18 protein-coding genes and 1 pseudogene are annotated in these 21,928 nt (G+C 67.4%); 15 read left to right on the top strand and 4 right to left on the bottom strand.

Features of this window, described 5'->3' with window-relative positions:
* Nucleotides 1-128 precede the first annotated feature (128 nt).
* Complete coding sequence (locus AB4Y75_RS08205; protein ID WP_441435385.1) at nt 129-1,883, bottom strand: biotin carboxylase; 1,755 nt, start codon at nt 1,881-1,883, stop codon at nt 129-131.
* Between the two features lie 200 nt (nt 1,884-2,083).
* Between AB4Y75_RS08205 and AB4Y75_RS08200 the strand changes: the two genes are divergently transcribed.
* Entirely contained in the window at nt 2,084-3,274 is a 1,191-nt protein-coding gene (locus AB4Y75_RS08200) for an acyl-CoA dehydrogenase family protein (RefSeq protein WP_441435766.1), read from the top strand.
* A 193-nt stretch (nt 3,275-3,467) separates the two neighbouring features.
* Here the strand turns inward: AB4Y75_RS08200 and AB4Y75_RS08195 are convergent, their stop codons facing one another.
* Nucleotides 3,468-4,091 (bottom strand): M23 family metallopeptidase, encoded by a 624-nt coding sequence (locus AB4Y75_RS08195; RefSeq protein ID WP_441435384.1) that lies wholly within the window; start codon nt 4,089-4,091, stop codon nt 3,468-3,470.
* A gap of 467 nt (nt 4,092-4,558) precedes the next feature.
* On the opposite strand from AB4Y75_RS08195, the gene rpsB reads away from it, so the two are divergent.
* The 6 genes from rpsB to AB4Y75_RS08165 all read left to right on the top strand — a co-directional run bounded on the left by rpsB (nt 4,559) and on the right by AB4Y75_RS08165 (nt 9,524).
* On the top strand, nt 4,559-5,419 hold the full coding sequence (rpsB, locus tag AB4Y75_RS08190; RefSeq protein ID WP_441435383.1) for a 30S ribosomal protein S2: 861 nt from the start codon (nt 4,559-4,561) through the stop codon (nt 5,417-5,419).
* Nucleotides 5,420-5,551: 132 nt separating this feature from the next.
* On the top strand, nt 5,552-6,388 hold the full coding sequence (gene tsf, locus AB4Y75_RS08185; RefSeq protein WP_370959727.1) for a translation elongation factor Ts: 837 nt from the start codon (nt 5,552-5,554) through the stop codon (nt 6,386-6,388).
* Between the two features lie 156 nt (nt 6,389-6,544).
* Entirely contained in the window at nt 6,545-7,285 is a 741-nt protein-coding gene (gene pyrH / locus AB4Y75_RS08180) for a UMP kinase (RefSeq protein ID WP_278268628.1), read from the top strand.
* Between the two features lie 141 nt (nt 7,286-7,426).
* Entirely contained in the window at nt 7,427-7,984 is a 558-nt protein-coding gene (gene frr, locus AB4Y75_RS08175; protein ID WP_066215217.1) for a ribosome recycling factor, read from the top strand.
* Nucleotides 7,984-8,895, top strand: coding sequence for a phosphatidate cytidylyltransferase (locus tag AB4Y75_RS08170; RefSeq protein ID WP_441435382.1), 912 nt, complete (start codon nt 7,984-7,986; stop codon nt 8,893-8,895). Before frr ends, AB4Y75_RS08170 begins: the two co-directional genes overlap by 1 nt.
* A gap of 47 nt (nt 8,896-8,942) precedes the next feature.
* A complete protein-coding gene (locus AB4Y75_RS08165) occupies nt 8,943-9,524 on the top strand; it encodes a DivIVA domain-containing protein (protein WP_441435381.1) in 582 nt (193 codons plus the stop codon).
* 80 nt (nt 9,525-9,604) lie between these two features.
* Here AB4Y75_RS08165 and AB4Y75_RS08160 read toward each other — a convergent pair whose 3' ends face one another.
* Nucleotides 9,605-10,969, bottom strand: a complete 1,365-nt coding sequence (locus AB4Y75_RS08160) for an MFS transporter (RefSeq protein ID WP_441435380.1) — start codon at nt 10,967-10,969, stop codon at nt 9,605-9,607.
* Nucleotides 10,970-11,069: 100 nt separating this feature from the next.
* Between AB4Y75_RS08160 and AB4Y75_RS08155 the strand changes: the two genes are divergently transcribed.
* From AB4Y75_RS08155 to AB4Y75_RS08140, 4 genes are all read left to right on the top strand, one after another.
* Entirely contained in the window at nt 11,070-11,426 is a 357-nt protein-coding gene (locus AB4Y75_RS08155) for a winged helix-turn-helix transcriptional regulator (RefSeq protein WP_441435379.1), read from the top strand.
* Between the two features lie 231 nt (nt 11,427-11,657).
* A complete protein-coding gene (gene pdhA / locus AB4Y75_RS08150; protein WP_441435378.1) occupies nt 11,658-12,797 on the top strand; it encodes a pyruvate dehydrogenase (acetyl-transferring) E1 component subunit alpha in 1,140 nt (379 codons plus the stop codon).
* Nucleotides 12,797-13,816 carry an alpha-ketoacid dehydrogenase subunit beta gene (locus tag AB4Y75_RS08145; protein ID WP_441435377.1) on the top strand — a complete coding sequence of 340 codons (1,020 nt, stop codon included), beginning with the start codon at nt 12,797-12,799 and terminating at the stop codon, nt 13,814-13,816. The genes pdhA and AB4Y75_RS08145 overlap by 1 nt, the downstream gene beginning before the upstream one ends.
* A gap of 1 nt (nt 13,817) precedes the next feature.
* Entirely contained in the window at nt 13,818-15,230 is a 1,413-nt protein-coding gene (locus tag AB4Y75_RS08140; protein WP_441435376.1) for a dihydrolipoamide acetyltransferase family protein, read from the top strand.
* Between the two features lie 52 nt (nt 15,231-15,282).
* On the opposite strand, the gene AB4Y75_RS08135 is transcribed toward AB4Y75_RS08140, so the two are convergent.
* Nucleotides 15,283-15,924 (bottom strand): TetR/AcrR family transcriptional regulator, encoded by a 642-nt coding sequence (locus AB4Y75_RS08135; protein ID WP_441435375.1) that lies wholly within the window; start codon nt 15,922-15,924, stop codon nt 15,283-15,285.
* 83 nt (nt 15,925-16,007) lie between these two features.
* Here AB4Y75_RS08135 and AB4Y75_RS08130 point away from each other — a divergent pair, with 83 nt between their 5' ends.
* The 4 genes and pseudogenes from AB4Y75_RS08130 to AB4Y75_RS08115 all read left to right on the top strand — a co-directional run.
* Nucleotides 16,008-17,615 (top strand): carboxyl transferase domain-containing protein, encoded by a 1,608-nt coding sequence (locus tag AB4Y75_RS08130; protein WP_441435374.1) that lies wholly within the window; start codon nt 16,008-16,010, stop codon nt 17,613-17,615.
* 2 nt (nt 17,616-17,617) lie between these two features.
* Nucleotides 17,618-19,867, top strand: a complete 2,250-nt coding sequence (locus AB4Y75_RS08125; RefSeq protein ID WP_441435373.1) for an ATP-binding protein — start codon at nt 17,618-17,620, stop codon at nt 19,865-19,867.
* An 8-nt stretch (nt 19,868-19,875) separates the two neighbouring features.
* Entirely contained in the window at nt 19,876-21,039 is a 1,164-nt protein-coding gene (locus AB4Y75_RS08120) for an acyl-CoA dehydrogenase family protein (RefSeq protein WP_441435372.1), read from the top strand.
* Between the two features lie 43 nt (nt 21,040-21,082).
* Nucleotides 21,083-21,877 (top strand): annotated as a pseudogene (locus AB4Y75_RS08115) (CoA transferase subunit A); the annotation flags it as partial.
* Nucleotides 21,878-21,928 lie beyond the last annotated feature (51 nt).

Genomic DNA, 21,928 nt, shown 5'->3' with positions numbered 1-21,928 from the left:
ATCGACCAATTCAGGTGCGGAGCCAGCTGCCACTGGTCCAGAGGAGGGGCTGCCGGAGGGCTCGGTTGACCGGTGCTCATGCCGTAGCTCTCGTCTGCAAACATTCCACCAAGTATGGCATGGGTAATTTAATTCCCTTTCGCGGGAGCGGGCCATTTCACCGGCTCGGACTCCGGCAGAGGAGTGGCGCGGTACATGGACCGGATCGACTCGATGAGGTGGCGCGCGTGGATGGTCAACCCGCCGTGAGAACCCTGGAGGCGGCCCTTGGTGACGAGGATTCCGAGGTCCGCGCCCTTCCACCGGTAATCACCCGGACCGTAAATCCGCAGGTAGAACGCTTCCGACTCGTTATTGACCAGGTGCCAGTCCAATTCGCGGTGTGCGAAGACGAAACGGCCCTGTCCGTCCAGCACGTAGAGGCCTGTGGTGGGTGCCGCGTCGATGTGCTCCACGGCCTTGTCCGTGTGTTTGATCACCATGTGGCTCCACTCGTCCTCCGAGGCGAGTTCCTCCCACCGCGCATTGATCTCATCCACATCCAGGGTGAACTCGACCCCCGAGTATTCGAGAAGGTGGAAGACGAAGAGCGGCACATCGGCGTAGGCGCCCGCCGTGACGTTGGTGATGGCGGACGCGCCACTGATGCGGGGATTCAGTTCGCCCAGGTAGACCTCGTCCGTATCCGTGTCCAGGAGGACGTCGACTTCGAAGAAGCCGCGGTAGCCCTCCTCGGCGAGCCGGTCTCCGAGCTTCCGGACCAGCTCCGTGGTGGCGTGACGGGCCTTTTCGGCCAGCACGTCCGGGTACATCTCATTGCCGGCCCAGCCTCCGCGATACGGGGTGAGGGCCTTGTGACCGGTGATCTCAGTCATGCACGGGCCCACGATGGTGCCGTGGTGGGTGATGACGGCCTCGACGGCGATGGGCCGGTTGTTGATCCGCTTCATGATCTTCACCTCCTCGCCCCGGAGGTGCTCCGCCACGGAGTTGAACTCCTCTTCCGACGTGACGAAATAGGTGGTCTTGCCCGAATCGCCATAGGCGGTCTGAATCACCAGATCAGTGCCCAGCTTGGCCGATTTGGTGACCTTGAGGACGTCGGCCCAGCTGTCCACCGTGGTCATCACGTTCGGGACGCTGTCGACGCCGGCCGAGCTGGCGATGCGGGTGGTCTCCATCTTGGAGTCGAGGCGCTCGCGCAGTGCAGCCGGAGGAAGGATCAGCTCGTAACCGAGCTCCTGGCAGATGTGCTCGGTCTCCTCGTTGAAGAACACCATGACGATCTTCGGGTGCACTCCGGCCGGTGTCCGCTGCTCGATATGCGCCCGGACCTCGTGGTTGGTGAGGAGCCAGTTGTTGATCTCCTCGCCGCTCTCGAACTCGATGTACGGCTTGTCGGCAGGGGTGAACACGCGAGGATGAGTGCCCTCCCAGCTGTCGTAGTACGTGATGTAGGAGAAACCGCGGACCCAGCGGTCGAGTCCCAGGAGGTTGAAGGCCGAAGCGCCGACGAAGAAGATGGGGGACGGGTCCGTGCGGAAGAAGTGCCGGATCTCCGACATGTTGTTCAGATGCCGGCCGTCGCCTGCGTTGCGGCTCCTATTGCGCGGAGCGGGCTTACTGGTCCGTGAGCGGCGTGGCGCAGGGATGCGTTTGGTGAGGGAACCCCGTGCGCTGGATGACTTGGTGGCGCCGGTCTTGACGGCCGGGGTCGCGGCGACGCTGATCGCCGGTTCGAGGGTGGGCTCCACAGGCTCAAGAGTGGGTGTGGCCACGGGCGGGACGGCCTTGGCAGAGGCTTTCCTGACGCGTGTCGGCACGGTGGCCGCCGTGGGGTCCTGCTGGCTGACTGCGCCGCTGGATGCTGCTTTCCGGACCATTGCGAATTCCTTCCCTCGGGGGGTTCGTAGCGTCATCTTGGCATGTGACGCAAGTCGCACCAAGAATGTTCCTTTCCCGTCCGGTTTATGTCGGCGGCCCGGCGATTCTTACGGTGCGACAAGGGATTCCTTCGCCCTTTACCAGGCTCGCAAAGTGGGATAAGTTACTCATGAGTAACATCAATTCCTGTGGAGGGATCATGGCCAAGGCCGAGCTGGACATCAACAATCTGCCGTATGCGGATGGCGACTTCTTCGCCTTCGAGCAACTGCTCTCCGACAAGGAGCGGGACCGTCTGAGTGAGATCAGGACGTGGCTCGACCGCGAGGTCCGGCCTATCGCCGTGGACTGCTGGAACCGCGGCGAATTCCCCATGGAACTCATTCCGAAGCTGGCCGAACTGGACGTGATGAGCCCGGTGCGGCGCCAGGGGTATTCGAACCTCTTCGCAGGCATCGTCCACGCGGAGTTCACGCGTGCGGACACCTCGATCGCCACCTTCATGGGTGTGCATGACGGCCTCTTCACCGGGTCGATCGAAGCCCTCGCCTCGGAAGAGCAGAAGGAGGCGTGGCTTCCTGACATCTATGCCATGAAGAAGATCGGTGCTTTCGGTCTGACCGAACCTCTGGGTGGCTCCGATGTGGCGGGTGGCACCAGGACCACCGCGCAGAAGGATGGCGACACCTGGATTCTCAACGGCGCCAAGCGGTGGATCGGCAATGCCACGTTCTCGGACTACGTGGTCATTTACGCCCGTGATGTGGCGGACAACCAGGTGAAGGCGTTCCTGGTCGACACCACGCTTCCGGGCTACCGTGCCACCAAGATCGAGAACAAGATCTCCCTGCGCACCGTGCAGAACGCAGACATCGTGCTGGAGAACGTGGTGGTCCCCGACAGCCACAAGCTGGCCGGCGGCAACAGCTTCCGCGACACGAACAAGGTCCTCAAAGTGACTCGCCTGGCGGTCGCGTGGCAGGCCGTGGGGCAGCAGCTCGCCGCGTTCGATGTCGCCCGCCGCTACGCCGTGGAGCGTCATCAGTTCGGGCGCCCCCTCGCCTCGTTCCAGCTCGTTCAGGAGCAGCTGGTCAAGATTCTGGGCAACGCCGTCAGCTCCATGGGCATGATGGTCCGCCTCGCCCAACTGGAGGACGCCGGGGTGGCGAAGGATGAGCAGTCCGCTCTGGCCAAGGCTTTCACCACCGCGCGGATGCGGGAGTCCGTGGCGATCGGACGCAGTCTCCTGGGCGGCAATGGCATCGTGACCGATTACGAGATCGCCAAGATCTTCGCGGACGCCGAAGCCATCTACTCCTACGAAGGCACCTACGAGATCAACACCCTCGTGACGGGCCGCGCGATCACCGGTATCTCCGCCATCGTCTGAAATCCGGGCGCCTCTGAGCCCCACAGGCTGGATGCGCGTGCGTGTGAAGTCCAGGTGCTCGAAGGCGCGGGGCGGCCGTGTCGATCCGCTCCTCCGAAAGGCCGGTCCCTTCTCGTGGGACCGGCGTTTCGGCTGCCCGGGCGGCACCTCCGGCTCGACCGGCCGTGATCGGGTCGGGTGCCCCATCGCCGGGTCACGACCAGGGCAGGAGGATCGACGGGCGGAGGTCCTGAATGAATCGGAGAGGATCCACATAGTCACCGTCCTGGCGCACTCCCCAGTGGACGCAGACTGAGATGGCGCAGTGACCGGGGCGGAGTGAGCCGATGCGCTGGCCGCGGCGGACGGACTGCCCCACCTTCAGATCGCTCTCCACCGGCTCGAAGCTGCTCTTGACGTCATCGCCATGGTCGATGGTGATGACGGGGCGGTCCACCACGGTGCCCCGGAAACTCACCACGCCATCGGTGGGGGAGAGGATGGCGGCTCCGTCGCCGTCGGAAGCGCGGAGGTCCACGCCGCGGTGCCCGCTCAGCCACGGCTGGTCCGGCGGATCGAAGGATCGCAGGACGTCCCGGCGCAGCGGCCTGGAGGGATGCGTCAGCGGCCAGCTCCAGTGCTCGATGGTTCTGGGTTGAGCACCCCGGCTTCCCGCGCCGTCTGTTCCCGCGGCGGTGCCGGGCGCTCCTCCCGCGGCCGCGCCGGGCGCCTGGGCGGGGGTCGCCGTCCGGGCCGACGGTGGCTCCGCCTGGGCGGATGCCGGCACTGCGATCAGCAGCAGTGCGGCCAGGGTGGCGCATCGCGCTGCTGGACGCATGGTGACGCCTCGCCGTCGTGGAGGGTGGATGGTCCGTAGGGTCGTCATTCCTCCACCCTCACCGGGTCGGGGCGGCGCGGGAACAGGGCGTGCGATGTATGTGGATGGCCGCCGCGCCGCACCGTGTGGAGAGCCGCGCGGACAACGGGACGGGTAGTGCCCGTGTAGTACACTGGGAACTGCAGTCTTCTGTGCCCTGCGCCCATTGGGCGGAGGTCGCGCCGACTGACTTCGCGTGTCCATCCTCGCAGCCCCCTCAATCCGTTCGCGGAGTGATCGCTGTGGGCTGGAACCGCTCACGGTCCACGATTCCGGGTTCACCGGAACCGCGGCGAGTGGTTTCTGGGGCACCAGGAGCCCGGATGCACGTCCGGACTGATAACCGACAAAACACTATGGCAGGGTAAGAGCGGCCTCTCGAAAGGCCCTCTCACGAGAATGCGTGACCTGCCGGAAGGAGCGATGGCATGCCCGTCGTAACCATGCGCCAGCTGCTCGACAGCGGTGTCCACTTCGGCCACCAGACCCGCCGTTGGAACCCGAAGATGAAGCGCTTCATCCTCACCGAGCGCAACGGCATCTACATCATCGACCTGCAGCAGGCTCTGTCCTACATCGACCGTGCTTACGAGCACGTCAAGGCCACTGTCGCCCACGGCGGCACCGTGCTCTTCGTCGGCACCAAGAAGCAGGCTCAGGAAGCAATCGCCGAGCAGGCCACCCGCGTGGGCCAGCCCTACGTGAACCAGCGCTGGCTGGGCGGTATGCTCACCAACTTCCAGACCGTCGCCAAACGTATCCAGCGCATGAAGGAGCTCGAAGAGCTCAACTTCGACGACGTCGCCGGCTCCGGCTACACCAAGAAGGAGCTCCTGCTCCTCAAGCGCGAGCTGACCAAGCTCGAGGCCAACCTCGGTGGTATCCGTAACCTCACCAAGACCCCTTCCCTCCTCTGGGTGGTTGACACCAAGAAGGAGCACCTGGCGGTTGACGAGGCGAAGAAGCTGGGTATCCCGGTCGTCGCGATCCTCGACACCAACTGCGATCCGGATGAGGTCGACTTCCCGATCCCGGGCAACGATGACGCCATCCGCTCCGTGAACCTGCTGACCCGCGTTGTTGCCGACGCTGTCGCCGAGGGTTTGATCGCTCGTAACAACCGCGCAAACGGCACCGCCGAGACTGCTGAAGAGCCCCTGGCCGCCTGGGAGCGCGAGCTCCTGGAAGGCGAGAAGGCCGCTGAGGCTCCCGCTGCTGAAGCTGCTGCCGAGGCTCCCGCTGCTGAAGCTACTGAGGCTCCCGCTGCTGAGGCTCCGGCCGCCGAGTAAGTCCCTGACTGCGACCGTTCCGGGCTCACCGCCCGGAACGGCTGGTGACAGGATGGCTGCCTTCGGGCGGCCATCCTGTCACGCATGTCATACCCAGATCTTTAGACGCAACAACACATTTGAGGGGTTCCCATGGCGAACTACACTGCTGCTGACATCAAGGCCCTGCGTGAGCGCACCGGCGCCGGCATGATGGACGTCAAGAAGGCTCTTGACGAGGCCAACGGTGATGCCGAGAAGGCCATTGAAATCATCCGTATCAAGGGCCTGAAGGGCGCCACCAAGCGCGAAGGCCGTTCCACTGCCGAGGGCCTGGTCGCCGCCAAGGTCGTGGGCAACGTGGGCTACATGGTCGAGGTCAACTGCGAGACCGACTTCGTCGCCAAGAGCGACAAGTTCATCTCCATCGCTGACAAGGTGCTTGCAGCCGCCGTGGCCGCCAACACCGGTGACCTGGAGACCCTGCTCGCCGCCGACGTCGACGGCAAGCCGCTGTCCGAGGTCGTCGTCGAAGAGGGCGCCGTGCTCGGCGAGAAGGTCGCCGTTCGTCGCGTGGCCCGTGTCGAGGGTGGCACCGTCGACGCTTACCTGCACAAGACCTCCAAGGACCTCCCGGCTCAGGTCGGCGTGCTGTTCGCCGTCTCCGGCACCGGTGAGGCCGCCGAGACCGCCGCTCACGACGTCGCCGTTCACGTGGCCGCCATGGCCCCGAACTACCTGACCCGTGAAGACGTTCCGGCCGAGCTGGTCGACAACGAGCGCCGCATCGCCGAGGAGACCGCCAAGGCTGAGGGCAAGCCCGAGGCCGCGCTGCCGAAGATCGTCGAAGGCCGCGTGACCGGTTTCTTCAAGGGCGAGGTTCTCGTGGACCAGGCATTCGCCAAGGATGCCAAGAAGTCCGTGGGCGCAGTGCTCGAAGAGGCAGGCGTCCAGGCTGTCGCCGTCGCACGCTTCCGCGTCGGCTCCTAGTCAGACATTCAGAAGGGGTGGCTACTTCGGTAGCCGCCCCTTTTGTGTGCGCTCCGGCAACCGGATTTCGCCGTCCGGAGCAGGGCACACAGGCGGCGCCGCTGGCGCCGGGCTCCGCAACATATAGTGAAGACAGAACCGAGCCAGGGAGGCCCCATGGAAAACACCACCATCGCCAACGATCCGTCGCCGCGCCGCCGTCGAGTGCTGCTGAAGCTCTCCGGTGAGGTCTTCGGGGGCGGCAAGCTCGGCGTCGATCCCGAGACGGTGCGGGGCATCGCCACCCAGATCGCCGAGGCGGTCAAGAACGAGGTCGAGGTGGCAGTCGTGGTGGGCGGCGGCAACTTCTTCCGTGGAGCCGAACTTTCCCAGAGTGGCATGGACCGTTCCCGCGCCGACTACATGGGCATGCTCGGCACCGTCATGAACAGCCTGGCTCTGCAGGACTTCCTGGAACAGGCCGGAGTGGACACCCGGGTGCAGTCGGCGATCTCCATGGCCCAGGTGGCCGAGGTCTACATCCCGCGCCGTGCCATCCGCCACATGGAGAAGAACCGCGTGGTGATCTTCGGGGCCGGCGCCGGTCTGCCGTACTTCTCCACGGACACCGTGGCCGCTCAGCGTGCCCTGGAGATCCATGCCGACGAGGTCCTCATGGCCAAGAGCGGCGTGGACGGTGTGTACACCGCGGACCCCAAGACCAACCCCGACGCCGAGAAGCTGGACGTCCTCAGCTACGACGAGGCCCTGCGCCGCGACATCCGTGTCATGGACCAGACCGCGATGACGATGTGCAAGGACAACAAGCTCCCCATGCTGGTGTTCGGTATGGAGGGCGAAGGCAACGTCACCCGGGCCATCCTCGGCGAGGACCTGGGCACCCGCGTCACCCCGTAGCACCTGCATCATCCCGCGCAGCACCTCGGCCGGAGCGTTCCGGTTCCGGACGGACGGCCGGGTGCTGCGGCTGCGGCTAGGATACTTGTAGTTGTGCCTGGATCTCAGGCACGTTTCACCCATGAGTTCACAGGAGTAACCGTGATCGAAGAGACCCTGCTCGAAGCGGGCGAAAAGATGGACAAGGCCATTGAGGTGGCCAAGGAAGATTTCGCCTCGGTGCGCACGGGTCGCGCGAACCCGGCTCTCTACAGCAAGGTGATCGTGGAGTACTACGGCACTCCCACCCCGCTGCAGCAGCTGGCGTCCTTCGCCGTCCCGGAAGCCCGCACCATCCTCATCACGCCGTACGACAAGACCGCGCTGCGTGACATCGAGAAGGCCCTGAGCGATTCCGAAGTGGGCGCCAACCCGTCCAACGACGGCAATGTGATCCGCGTGGTCCTGCCGGAGCTGACCCAGGAACGCCGCAAGGAGTACGTCAAGATCGTCAAGGGCAAGGCTGAAGACGCCAAGGTCTCGGTCCGTTCCATCCGCCGCAAGGCCAAGGACACCCTGGACAAGCTCGTGAAGGACGGCGAAGCCGGCGAGGACGACGGCGCCCGCGGCGAGAAGGAGCTCGACGCCCTGACCAAGCAGCACGTCGACGCGATCGACGAGCTGCTCAAGCGCAAGGAAGCTGAGCTCCTCGAAGTCTGATGACTGAGCACGCCGGGCGGCGCCGTCCCCCGCGAACAGCGCGTCCCAACCCCACTCCGAAGGCAGGCCGGGATCTCCCGGCCGCCATCGGCGTGGGACTCGGGCTGCTGGTCGTGGTGCTGGGCACGCTGTTCTTCCTCCCACTCGGCTTCGTGGCCGTCGTGACGGGATTCGCCTGTCTCGGCGTCTGGGAAGTCTCCCGCGCCCTGGAGAGCTACGGCATCCGGGTGACGATCGCGCCGCTCATGCTGGCCTCGGTCGCCTTGCCGTTCGTCTCCTACTTCGGGGGACTGGAAGCCTTGCTCTACGGAGTGGTGGCCGGAGCGTTCGCGATCCTCGTGTGGCGCAGCGCCGAATCGGCGGAAGGCGCCGCGCCCAGCATCTACGCCGGCATCTTCATCCTGGCCTGGGTGCCGTTCTTCATCAGTTTCGCGGTCCTGGCCCTGCACACCGGCGTGGGGCAGGCCAGCCTGGGGCTCTGGCCGGGTGGTGAAGCGCCGCAGGGTGTCTTCCAGCTGATGACCATGCTGCTCCTGGTGGTGGCCAATGACACCTTCGGCTATCTGGTGGGCGCCTCGCTGGGCAAACACCCCATGGCGCCGAAGATCAGCCCGAAGAAGTCCTGGGAGGGCTTCGCGGGTTCCGTCGCGGGTGCGGTCCTCATCGGCGTCTTGGCCTGCGTGTTCGTTCTGGACAAGCCCTGGTGGCTCGGCGTGGTGCTCGCCATCGGCATGGTCGGAGCCGCCACGGCCGGTGATCTGGCGGAGTCCATGGTCAAGCGCGAACTGGGGGTCAAGGACATGAGTTCCATCCTGCCCGGGCACGGAGGCGTGATGGACCGGCTGGACTCGGTTCTCTTCGCCTCACCGGTGGCCTTTATCCTGTTCCATGTCTTTGAAAACGCACATTGATGCCGGATGAAGACACCGCATCACGTACTTTCCGTAAGGGGAAATCCATGACAGAAGCGAGCAGCGGCAAGATCCCCGCGACCTTCCGCCGTGTAGAACGCTCCGGCTATGGCTACAGCGTGGCGCAGGTGGACGACTTCATGGAGCGCGGACGCGCCGTGTTTGAGGACCCCGCGCATGATCGCCCCCTCACCAGCACCGATGTGCGCAAGGTGGCGTTCGACCCGGCCCGCGGAGGCTACGAGGCCGCGCAGGTCGACCACGCTCTGGACATCCTCGAGGACGCCCTGGCCCGCCGCGAGCGGGACCGGCTGATCTCGGACCGGGGCGAGGAAGCCTGGCTGGGTGAGGTGGGGCGGCTCTCAGCCCTCCTGCGCCAGCGTCTCTACCGGCCCGACGGCGAGAAGTTCCGTCACCCGTCCAAGTCCCGCACGCAGGGGTACGCGGTGCCCGAGGTGGACGCGCTCTGCAAGGACATCGTGGACTACCTCGAACACGACCACGCCCTGAGCGTCGACGACGTGCGCCGTGTCTCGTTCCCGCCCGCGAAGGGCCCGGAGGCCTATGAAGAGGCACAGGTGGATGCGTTTCTCGACCGGGTGGTCGAGCTGATGGCTGCCATCGACTGACACGGGTTCGGCGCTCAACGACGTCCGGAGCGTGGCGTCACGCTGCTGCCGGTCGCAGACCGAGCCCGGGCGGCAGGAAGTCAGCGGTTCCGGCGTCGCATGACAGTCCTGAACGACTGGACTGGATAGACCAGCGCGGCCGCTGCCAGCACGACGCCGGCGACGAGCATGGCGATCCGGTAGCCGTTCGCTCCAGCGGCCAGCGCGATCGTCCCGAAGACCGCCACTCCGATGCCGTTGCCCAGGGCGAAGCTGACCTCCTGGACAGCGCCCACCTGACCCGCCTGGGGCGGCGTCGTGTAGTCGAAAAGCGCGGCCGCGGCCAGGGTCCCCACCGCGCCGAAGCCCGCGCCGATCAGGCCCAGCGCCACGGGAATCCCCGGGAGCCCGGAAGCCAGCCACAGCTGGCCGAGAAGCGCCACGGTGAGTGCGAGCGTAGTGATGGTCTTCCGGCCCCACCATCTGAGGGCGAGCGGTGCGGCTGCGCCGACGATCCCGGTGAGCGCGGCCAGCGGAAGCAGCACGAGCCCGGACTCCGCAGGGCTCAGGCCCTGTCCGGACTGGACGTGGAGACCGACCAGGTAGAGCGTCGCCGCCGTCGTGCCGGTGATCAGGAGGATGTGGCCGTACGCGATGCTGAACTCGCGGATGCGGAAGATCCCGACGTCGATCAGCGGGTTGTCGAGCCGCTCCTGCCGTCTCACGAAGAAGATCCCCGACACGATGGCGACGGCGGCCAGTGCGGCCGCGGTCACCGGTTCCGCCAGCGCGTGCTGGAGGGCGTAGACGAGGCCTCCGATGGCGAGCACCGACGTGCCGATGCTCAGAGGATCCCAGCGGGGACGGACGGGGGCGCGGCCTTCCGGGACGAACCGGAGGGCGGCGAGAACAGCCAGCGCGGACAGCGGCACACAGCCCAGGAACACCCATCGCCAGCCCGGTCCCTCGGTGAGCAGGCCGCCCAGGATCGGGCCGAACGCGCTCCCGGCCCCGAACGCCGCCGTCCAGAAGCCATAGGCGAGAACCCTTTCGCGTGCATGGAACTGGGTTCCGATGGTCGAGACGACACTCGAGATGACCATGGCCTCGGACACGCCCAGGAGAGTCCGCAGCGCGATCAGGGTGAACCCGTCCGACGCCAGTCCGGCGAGGAGATTGAAGACGGCGAATCCGCTGAGCCCCAGAAGCATGATGCGCCTGCGTCCCCAGTGGTCGCCCGCGCGGGCCGCCAGCACCAGGGTCACCCCAAGCGTGAGCGGGTAGATGTCGATGATCCAGACGCCGGCCGCAGGCTCCAGCCGCAGTTCGGCCAGCAGCGCGGGGAGGGCGGTGATGATCGAACTCAAGCTCAGGCTGCCGATCAGCACGCCGAGCAGCATGGGGATCAAGGCCAGCCATCGGCGGGGGGACAGTGCTGTGATGGGTTCGGTCGGGCAAAGCGTCATGGTTTTAGGCTTGTTGCTACGCATTGGAAGAGCAAGTACTGACTTTTTCTGCCCGTACTGACAAATATGTAAGTGATGAAACACCCCGGGAGGAACCATCATGCGTGAGCGTACGGAGAAAGTGATCCGTCAATGGCCTGCCGAATGCGCCGCCGAAGTGGCGGTGGTGGTGCTCGGCGGCACCTGGAAACCGGCCATCCTGGGGCTGCTGCACCGGGACGGCGCCATCCGGTTCGGCGAGCTGGGCCGCCGCCTGGGCGAGCCGCCGGCCCGGGTCCTGACGCGTCAGCTCCGCGAGCTGGAGCAGGACGGACTCGTCCTGAGGACGGTCTACCCGCAGGTGCCGCCGAAGGTCGAATACTCCCTGACCGAACTGGGCCTCAGTGCGATGCCGATCATCGACCAGCTCGCCAACTGGGGAGCGGACTACGCCGACAGGATCGGCGACGAGGCTTGAGCAGAATGCCCAGTGACGCGGCACTTGACTGGGCATTCGACATGCTGTGGCGAGAGTCTGGGAGTTCGAACACCGCATTCCGCGCAATTGCCGGGGAAGTGCTTGTTCGGGCTTTTCAATGTGAGTAGCCTCACAGTAAGAGCTGCATGTGACGATGGCGTCCGGTAGGGCTCCGGGTGATCCCCGGAGTGACTCGGCCGCAGCGAAGGGAAGTTGAATATCGTGCCTGACGTGAATCCCCACAACCCGGGGGAAGAATTGCTCCAGGTTCTCGCTCCGGATGGAGAGCGGGTCCCGGAACCGCACCTGGACCTCTGGCTCCAGGACCTGGACGGCGGCGACGGCGCCGCTGTTCTGGCCGGACTCTATGAGGACATGGTGGTGATCCGGCGGATCGACGCCGAGGCCACCGCCCTCCAGCGTCAGGGTGAACTGGCGCTCTGGCCGCCACTGCTCGGTCAGGAGGCCTCCCAGATCGGCTCTGGCCGGGCGCTGCGCCAGGACGATTTCGTCTTCTCCAGCTACCGCGAGAACGGGGTGGCCTACTGCCGCGGCGTCGACCTCAGCCAGGTCCTGCGGGTCTGGCGGGGCAACGCCTCGTCCGGCTGGGACCCCTTCGCCATCAACATGGCCACGCCGCAGATCATCATCGGGGCGCAGACGCTGCACGCCGTCGGCTATGCGATGGGCATCCAGTTCGACGGCGCGGACGCCGCTGCGGTGGCCTACTTCGGCGACGGCGCCACGAGCGAGGGCGACGTCAACGAGGCGATGGTGTTCGCCGCGAGCTATCAGGCGCCGGTGATCTTCTTCTGCCAGAACAACCATTGGGCCATTTCCGAACCGGTGAGCCTGCAGAGCCACATCACGCTCGCCGAGCGCGCGGGCGGCTTCGGCATCCCGCACCTGCGGGTGGACGGCAATGACGTGCTGGCGGTCCTCGCCGCCACCCGGATCGCGCTGGACCGCGCCCGGCAGGGCGGTGGCCCGAGCTTCATCGAGGCGGTGACCTACCGTATGGGACCGCACACGACGGCGGATGACCCCACCCGTTACCGTGACGCCAATGAGCTGGAGGACTGGGCGGCCAAGGACCCGATCGTGCGGCTGGAGCGTCACCTGGCCTCGCGGGGCCTCCTGGACGACGCCTTGCGGCAGCGGGTGGCCGATAAAGCAGACGAGGTGGCCGCCGTCGTCCGCGCCGGAGTCATCGCCATGCCGGAACCCGAGCCGATGGACGTGTTCAAGCACGTCTACGCCGCGCCGAACCCCTGGCTGGAACGCCAGGAGGACCACTACCGGCGGTATCTGAGCCAGTTCGAGCATTCCGCCGCGGCAGCCGGCGGCACCACTGAGGGAGGGCAGCGCTGATGGCGACCATGACCTTCGCCCGTGCGATCAACGCGGGGCTCCGGCGGGCCATGGAGGCCGATCCCAAAGTGCTCCTGATGGGCGAGGACATCGGGGCCCTGGGCGGCGTCTTCCGGATCACCGACGGGCTGCAGAAGGACTTCGGAGCGCACCGCGTCCTGGACACGCCGCTGGCCGAGTCCGGGATCATCGGCACCGCGGTCGGCCTGGCCTATCGCGGCTATCGCCCGGTGTGCGAGATCCAGTTCGACGGCTTCATCTACCCGGCCTTCGACCAGATCGTCTCCCAGGTGGCCAAGCTGCACTACCGGACACAGGGGCTGGTGAAGGTCCCGCTGACCATCCGGGTGCCGTTCGGCGGCGGCATCGGCTCGCCGGAGCATCACTCCGAATCGCCCGAGGCCTACTTCACGCACACCTCCGGTCTCCGGGTGATCTCGGTGTCCAATCCGCAGGACGCGTACACGATGATCCAGCAGGCGATCGCGAGCGACGACCCCGTGCTCTACTTCGAACCGAAGCGCCGCTACCACGACCGCGGCGAAGTGGACGAGTCCGTGGACCCGGCCGCGGCCCTGCCGCTGGGATCGGCCCGGGTTCTGACGGAAGGCCGGGATGTCACTCTCGTCGCCTACGGGCCCCTGGTGAAGACCGCGCTGGACGTGGCGGTCGCCGCCGGTGACGAAGGCGTCTCCGTGGAGGTCATCGACCTGCGCTCGCTGTCACCGGTGGACTATCCGGTGGTGGAGGCCTCCGTCCGCAAGACGGGCCGTCTGGTGATCACGCACGAGGCGGGCCAGAACGGCGGCCTGGGCGCGGAGATCGCCGCGAGCATCACGGAGCGGTGTTTCCACTACCTGGAGCACGCGCCGGTCCGGGTGACGGGCTTCGACATCCCATACCCGTACTCCAAGCTCGAGTCCCATCATCTGCCGGACCTGGACCGCATCCTGGACGGCGTGGACCGGGCCATGGGGCGCGCCAATTCCCTCTCGAACCTCCCAGGAGCGGACGACTGACATGATCAAGGTTTTCAACCTGCCGGACCTGGGCGAAGGACTCACGGAATCCGAAGTGGTGGCGTGGAAGGTCACCCCAGGCCAGGCTGTCGCGCTCAACGAGATCATCGCCGAGGTGGAGACCGCCAAGGCCGTGGTGGAACTGCCGTCCCCGTTCACCGGCACCATCTCGGCTCTGCACGCGGACCCCGGCACGGTCGTGGAGGTCGGGCGTCCGCTGGTCTCCTTCGAGGTGGCCGGCGCGGACGACGACGGCGCGCAGCAGCCGCGGCGCGAAGCGAACCTGGTCGGCTACGGCGCCCTCGTGGAGACGGGCGGGCGACCGGCCCGTCGGGCGCGGGTCACGGCAGCGTCTCCCGTGGAATCCCGGGTGGCCACCACCGCCACCGACCCGGCCACAGCCGCCGCCTCGTTGGCAGCCCCGGCCGCCGCTCCGGTGGCGGCTCCGGACGAGGACGCCGCCGCGGCGCCCACGCCCCGGGAGGAGCGGCCCCGCTCCACGCCGCCGGTGCGCAAGCTGGCCAAGGACCTGGGGGTGGACCTGGAACTCGTGGCGGGCACGGGGGAACGTGGACTCATCACGCGCGAGGATGTTCTGGCGTTCTCCGGGGCGGGCACGAGTGCCGGCGCCGACGCCGCGGGAGGGCCCACGGACGGTCCCGGCCCCGTGCCTGCTGGGGCGGGCGCGACCGAGGCGGAGGGCGGCGTCGTCGGTCGGGAGACCCGAAGCCCCATCAAGGGGGTCCGCAAGCACACGGCGGCGGCCATGGTGGCGAGCGCTTTCACGGCGCCGCAGGTCACCGAGTTCCTCACCGTCGATGTCACGCCCACCATGGAGCTGCTGACCCGGCTCAAGGCCGACCGGTCCTTCGCCGGGCTCAGGTTCACGCCGCTGACCCTCGTGTCCAAGGCCGTGCTGGTGGCGCTCGCGAACAACCCGACGCTCAACAGTCATTGGGATGAGGCCGCCCAGGAGATCGTCCAGTACCACTACGTGAATCTGGGCATCGCGGCCGCGACGCCGCGCGGTCTGACGGTGCCGAACATCAAGGACGCCCACCGGCTCAGCCTGCGGGAACTCGCCGTGGCGCTCGCGGAACTGGCGGAGAAGGCCCGGGCCGCCCGGACGACGCCCGCCGAGCTGAGCGGCGGGACGTTCACCATCACGAACATCGGGGTGTTCGGGATCGATGCCGGAACGCCGATGCTGTACCCCGGCGAGGCCGGGATCTTGGCCGTCGGCGCGGTGCGCCGGCAGCCGTGGGAGCACGAGGGCGAGGTGGCGCTGCGTCAGGTGCTGACCCTCAGCCTGTCCTTCGACCACCGCTTGGTGGACGGCGAGCAGGGTTCCCGGTTCCTGGCCGACGTGGGCCGGATCCTGGCGGATCCGGGCATGGTCCTCACCATGATTTGAGGCGCCGGGCTGACGCGGAGCACGGCGCCTGGAGGAGCGGGCGGAACCTGCGTCAGTCCGCGTCGCCGGGTGCCGTGAGCGCGGCGTAGGCCATGGCCTCCAGCACGGGGCGCGCGGTCCGGGCGGGCACGGTCCGGCCGCGCTCGCGGAGGGAATGCGGGGTGGAGTTGATCAGGCCGAAGCAGGCGTGGACCCGCAACCGGCGTTCGCTGGGTCCCACCCCGGGCAGCGCCGTGCCCAGTGCCTGGACCCACAGTTCCACATAGGCGCGCTGCAGTTCCCTGACCTGCTTGCGGCTGTCCTCGGGGAGCGACTGGAAGTCCCGGTCCTGGATCCGGATCACCTCCGGCTGGGAGAGGGCGAAGTCCGTGTGGAACCGCACCAGACTGCGGAGCGCGTCGCCGCCGTCCTGATCCTGGGCCGCCATCACCTCCCGCCCGCCGTCCAGCAGACGCCGGCTCACACCCAGCAGGAGTTCCTCCAGGACGGCCTGTTTGGAAGGGAAGTGCCGGTACACGGCCGGCCCGCTCATCCCGACCGCCGCTCCCAGCGTTTCCAGGGACACCTTGGCGAATCCGGCGTCGGCGAAGAGCCGGGCGGCCTGGGACACCAGCGCCTTCCGGCGTTCCTCCTTGGCCACGGATCGCGCCGTGGCGGGACTTTCGCTCACCTGTTCCTCCCGAGTGGTGGACATCACGCTCATTCGAGACTAACCTCAAACTCAGTTATACGTCACTAACTGAAATGTGACGTACCCGCTTCGGAAAGAGCAGGTCAATGGAGATTCTGTCCACCACCGTGGAACCGGCCTCCGCGTCGTTTGAAGCCAATGTGTCAGCGCAACGGGCGCTGGTGGCGGAGCTCCGGGAGAAACTGGCCACCGCCGCTCTGGGAGGCCCGGAGAAGTCGCGCGAACGCCATGTGGCGCGCGGCAAGCTGTTGCCCCGTGAGCGCGTGGACCTGCTCCTGGATGAGGGAAGCCCCTTCCTGGAGGTCGCGCCGCTGGCCGCCCACGAGATGTACGACGGCGCGTCCCCGGCGGCCGGTGTGATCGCCGGGATCGGCGTCGTGCAGGGCCGGCTGGTGATGGTGGTCTGCAACGACGCCACCGTGAAGGGCGGCACGTACTATCCCCTCACGGTGCGCAAGCACCTGCGCGCGCAGGAGATCGCGCTCGAGAACGGCCTGCCCTGCGTCTACCTGGTCGATTCCGGCGGCGCCTTCCTTCCGATGCAGGACGAGGTCTTCCCGTCCAAGGATCACTTCGGGCGGATCTTCTACAACCAGGCACAGCTCTCCGCGCGGAAGATCCCGCAGATCGCGGCGGTCATGGGTTCCTGTACCGCCGGTGGCGCGTACGTCCCGGCCATGAGCGATGAGACCGTCATCGTCAAGAACCAGGGCACCATCTTCCTGGGCGGGCCGCCCCTCGTGAAGGCGGCCATCGGCGAGGTCGTCACGGCCGAGGAACTGGGCGGGGGAGAGGTCCACGCCAGGATCTCCGGTGTGGCCGACCATCTGGCCGAGAACGACGAACACGCCTTGCAGATCGTACGGGACATCGTCTCGACCTTGCCGGAGACCCCGGCCCGCGCCTGGGACGTGCTGCCCGTCCGGGAGCCCGTGGTGGATCCAGCCGAACTGTATGGAGCCGTTCCTGTTGATGTGAACGCCTCCTACGATGTCCGTGAGGTCATCGCCCGCCTGGTGGACGGGAGCGAGTTCCACGAATTCAAGAGGGAGTACGGGGACACGCTGGTCACAGGCTTCGCGCATGTGATGGGCCACCCGGTGGGCATCGTCGCCAACAACGGTGTCCTCTTCTCCGAATCAGCCCGCAAGGGCGCCCACTTCATCGAACTCTGCGATCAGCGCGGTGTGCCGCTCCTGTTCCTGCAGAACATCACGGGCTTCATGGTCGGCAAGGATGCGGAGCACGGGGGCATCGCCCGCGACGGCGCCAAGATGGTCACGGCCGTCGCCACCGCCCGGGTGCCGAAGTTCACCGTGGTGATCGGCGGTTCCTTCGGCGCCGGGAACTACTCGATGTGTGGCCGCGCCTACAGCCCGCGGTTCCTCTGGATGTGGCCCGCGGCCCGGATCTCCGTCATGGGCGGCGCCCAGGCGTCGAGCGTCCTGGCCACCGTCAAGCGCGATCAGCTCGAGGCTGCCGGCCAGGAATGGAACGCCGAGGATGAGGAGGCCTTCAAGGCCCCCATCCGCGAGCAGTACGAGACGCAGGGCAGCCCCTACTACTCCACAGCACGGTTGTGGGACGACGGCATCATCGACCCTGCGGACACCCGCCGGGTCCTGGGGTTCGCCCTCGACGCGGCATCACGGGTTCCTCTGCCCGAGACCTCCTTCGGCCTTTTCAGGATGTGATCATGGACTTCGCTTTCCGTCTCGGGAGCCATTCCGGCCCGCCGGCCGCCCCGGAATCCGCCCCACCGCCCTTCGGCTCGGTGCTCATCGCCAACCGCGGCGAGATCGCAGTGCGCATCATCCGCACCCTCCAGCGCCTGGGCATCCGGTCCATCGCCGTGTACAGCGACGCCGATGCGGACGCCCTGCACGTCCAGCTGGCCGATGAAGCGGTCCGCATCGGTCCGGCTGCCGCCACCGAGAGTTACCTGAACATCGACGCCGTCGTGCGGGCCGCCGTGGAGAGCGGCGCCGACGCCGTGCATCCGGGGTACGGCTTCCTCAGCGAGAACGCACGCTTCGCTGAAGCGCTCGCCGCTGCCGGGGTCACCTTCATCGGCCCCGGGGTGGACGCGCTCGCCGTGATGGGCGACAAGATCACCGCCAAGAACCACGTGGCCGGCTCCGGCGTGCCCACCGTTCCCGGCTATGCCGGCTCGCCGGGCCGTCCGCCCAGCGACGACGAACTGCGGGAGCACGCCGCCGACGTCGGCTACCCCCTGCTCATCAAGCCGTCCGCGGGCGGCGGCGGCAAGGGCATGGTCGTGGTGGAAGCGCCGGAAGACCTCGACGCCGGCCTGGCCACCGCGCGCCGCGTGGCCGCGAGCGCCTTCGGCGACGACACCCTGTTCATCGAACGCCTCGTGCGGAATCCCCGCCACATCGAGGTCCAGGTGCTGGCCGACATTCACGGGAACGTCATCCACCTGGGGGAGCGCGAGTGCTCCTTGCAGCGCCGTCATCAGAAGGTCATCGAAGAGGCTCCGTCGGCCCTGCTTGAGAGTCTGCCGAACGGTGCCGAGATCCGGGAGCGGATGGGGCAGGCGGCCTGCGACGCCGCCCGGAGCGTCGACTACGTGGGCGCGGGCACCGTCGAGTTCCTGGTCTCGGATGACAACCCGGACGAGTTCTTCTTCATGGAGATGAACACCCGGCTGCAGGTGGAGCACCCCGTCACCGAGGAGGTGACCGGCATCGATCTGGTGGAGCAGCAGCTGCGGGCGGCGGCGGGGGAGACCCTGTCACTGGCGCAGGACGACGTCCGGCTGAACGGCCACGCCATCGAGGCCCGGGTGTACGCGGAGGATCCGCGCAACGGCTTCCTCCCGGCGACGGGCACGGTGCTGTTCCTCGACGAGTATCACCGGCGGGGTCCGGCCCCGCGGTTCCTCGGCGTGCACAACTCTGCCCCCGAATGGCCCCGACGCCTGAGGATCGACTCCTCGCTGTATGAAGGCCAGACCATCGGCTCGGACTACGACCCCATGCTGGCGAAGGTCATCGTGCACGGGGAGGACCGCGCGGACGCCCTGCGGCAGCTCGATCTGGCTCTGGCGAACTACCGGTTGCTCGGGCTGTCCACGAATGTCGAGTACCTGCGGCTCCTTCTGGCGGACGAGGATGTCCAGGCCGGGCGCCTGGACACGGGTCTGATCGAACGGAAGCTGGACGGCTTCCCCTTCCACGAGGTGGACGACGCCGATCTGGCCTTCGTCGCCGTGCTCGCCGACCACGTGGGAACGGCGGCCCGACGCGCACAGTCCGACGGCAACGGCCGTGGGCTGGGACCGGAGTGGGGCACGACCGATGGCTGGCGTCTCGGCGTCCCCAGGCCACGCCGGGTCCACGCGACCGTCGACGGCGTGGAGCTGGAAGCGTTCGTGACCGGCGACCGACAGGACCAGGCCATCTTCCACCGCGCGGAACGCGGTGACAATGTGGTCACCCTTGCGGGAGGCCGGGTGGTGCGGATCGAGACGTCGCAGATCTTCCACGGTCCGGTGGAGGCCACCGTGGAGGGCGAACGGCGTGAGTACGTCCTCGGCCAGCCGCGGTTCCTCAGCCCCGAAGGTCCGGTGCCCCGCGAGTTCACTGTCTGGATCGGCCGGGACGGCTGGTCCGCCGAGGTCGAGCTCCTGGGCCGCGAAGAAGTCCTGACCCGCAGGCTGGCCCGGCTCGACCGGGTGGACGGCGAGGCGGATCCGCGCGTCGTGACGCCCATGCCGGGGACCGTCGTCGCGGTCATGGTGCAGGACGGCGAGCGGGTGGAGGCCGGCCGCCATCTGCTCAGCGTCGAAGCCATGAAGATGGAGCACCAGTTGACCGCACCCCTCGGGGGCATCGTGCACCTGAACGTCGCACCCGGCGATCAGGTCAAAGCCAAGGCCGCAGTGGCCACCATCCATCCCGAAGATCCGGGACACGAGAACTAGGACAGCACATGCCTGATTTTGAACTCAGCGACGAGTACCAGGACCTCAGTGACACGGTCCGCGAGTTCGCGGACGAGGTCGTGGCTCCGGTCGCGCAGAAGCACGACGAGGAGCACAGCTTCCCCTACGAGGTGGTGGCCGGCATGGCTGAGCTGGGACTCTTCGGCCTGCCGTTCCCGGAGGAGTACGGCGGCATGGGCGGCGACTACTTCGCCCTGGCCCTGGCCCTGGAGCAGCTCGGCCGGGTGGACCAGTCGGTGGCGATCACCCTGGAGGCGGGCGTTTCGCTGGGCGCGATGCCGGTGTACCGCTTCGGGACCGACGCCCAGAAGGAGGAATGGCTGCCGTCGCTGGCGTCAGGCCAGGCTCTCGCAGGCTTCGGCCTGACCGAACGTGAAGCGGGTTCCGACGCCGGCGGCACGCAGACCAAGGCGCGTCGCGAGGACGGCCAGTGGGTCATCAACGGCAGCAAGGAGTTCATCACGAACTCGGGGACGGACATCACCCGCCTGGTCACCGTCACGGCCGTTACAGGCAGCACCGAACGCCCCGACGGCACCGTGAAGAAGGAGATCTCCACGATCCTGGTCCCCACGGACACCCCCGGCTTCACCGCGGAGAGGCCGTATAACAAGGTCGGCTGGAACGCTTCGGACACCCACCCTCTCACCCTGAAGGACGTCCGTGTCCCGGAGGAGAACCTCCTGGGTGTCGAGGGCCGCGGCTATGCGAACTTCCTCTCGATCCTCGACGAGGGCCGGATCGCCATCGCGGCGCTCGCCACGGGTGCCGCCCAGGGCTGCGTGGACGCCTCCGTCCGCTATGCCCGCGAGCGGAGCGCCTTCGGGAACATGATCGGCAAGTACCAGGCGATCCAGTTCAAGATCGCCCGGATGCAGGCTCGCGCCCACACCGCCCGGCTCGCCTACTACGACGCTGCGGCCCGTATGCTGGCCGGCAAGCCGTTCAAGTCCCAGGCGGCCATCGCCAAGATGGTGGCAGGCGAGGCCGCGATGGACAACGCCCGGGACGCCACCCAGGTGTTCGGCGGCTACGGCTTCATCAACGAGTTCCCCGTGGCCCGGCATTACCGTGATTCCAAGATCCTGGAGATCGGGGAGGGCACCACCGAGGTGCAGCTCATGCTGATCGCCCGCGAGCTCGGCCTGTAGCGCGCCCCTGGAAATCGACGACTCCACAGGAGAGGATCAGAGCATGATCGACAAAGTGGTCGGCAGCGTGGAGCGTGCCGTGGCTGACATTCATGAGGGAGCGTCCCTGGCGGTGGGAGGATTCGGGCTGTGCGGGATCCCCGTCGGCCTGATCGATGCCCTGCACCGCCAGGGGACCGGCAACCTGGAGACCATCAGCAACAACTGCGGGGTGGACGACTGGGGCCTGGGCATCCTGCTGTCCGATGGCCGGATCCGCCGCACGATCAGCTCCTATGTGGGCGAGAACAAGGAGTTCGCCCGCCAGTACCTGGCCGGTGAGCTCGAAGTGGTCCTCACTCCGCAGGGCACGCTCGCGGAGAAGCTCCGCGCCGGCGGCGCAGGCATCCCCGCCTTCTACACGGCGGCCGGTGTGGGCACCCAGGTGGCCGAGGGTGGATTGCCGCAGAAGTACGACGACGCCGGCGGGATCGCGCTCGGTTCGGCGCCGAAGGAGGTGCGTGCGTTCAACGGTGCGGACTACGTGCTGGAGGAGTCCCTCACGCCGGACTTCGCTCTGGTGCATGCCGCGAAGGGCGACCGTCACGGGAACCTCGTGTTCCACGCCACCGCCCTGAACTTCAACTCCCTGTGCGCCATGGCCGGCCGGATCACGATCGCCGAGGTGGAGGAACTCGTGGAACCGGGAGAGCTGGATCCGGAGCACATCCACGTGCCGGGCATCTTCGTCCAACGGGTCGTCCATGTGCCCGCGGGAAGCCCCCTGGCGGAGAAGCGGATCGAGAAGCGGACCGTCCGGAAGGACCAGGCCCCCGAGGCTGAGGGGACCGGCGCGACGCCGGCGTCGCAGGCCACGGAATCCGCGGCCGCCCCAGCGGCGCCCGGGCTC

Source organism: Arthrobacter sp. RAF14 (assembly GCF_052114185.1).
In the GTDB taxonomy this organism is placed as follows: Bacteria; Actinomycetota; Actinomycetes; order Actinomycetales; family Micrococcaceae; genus Arthrobacter_E.
The sequence above is the reverse complement of the archived record's forward strand: the minus strand, read 5'-3'. Positions and strand labels throughout refer to the sequence as shown.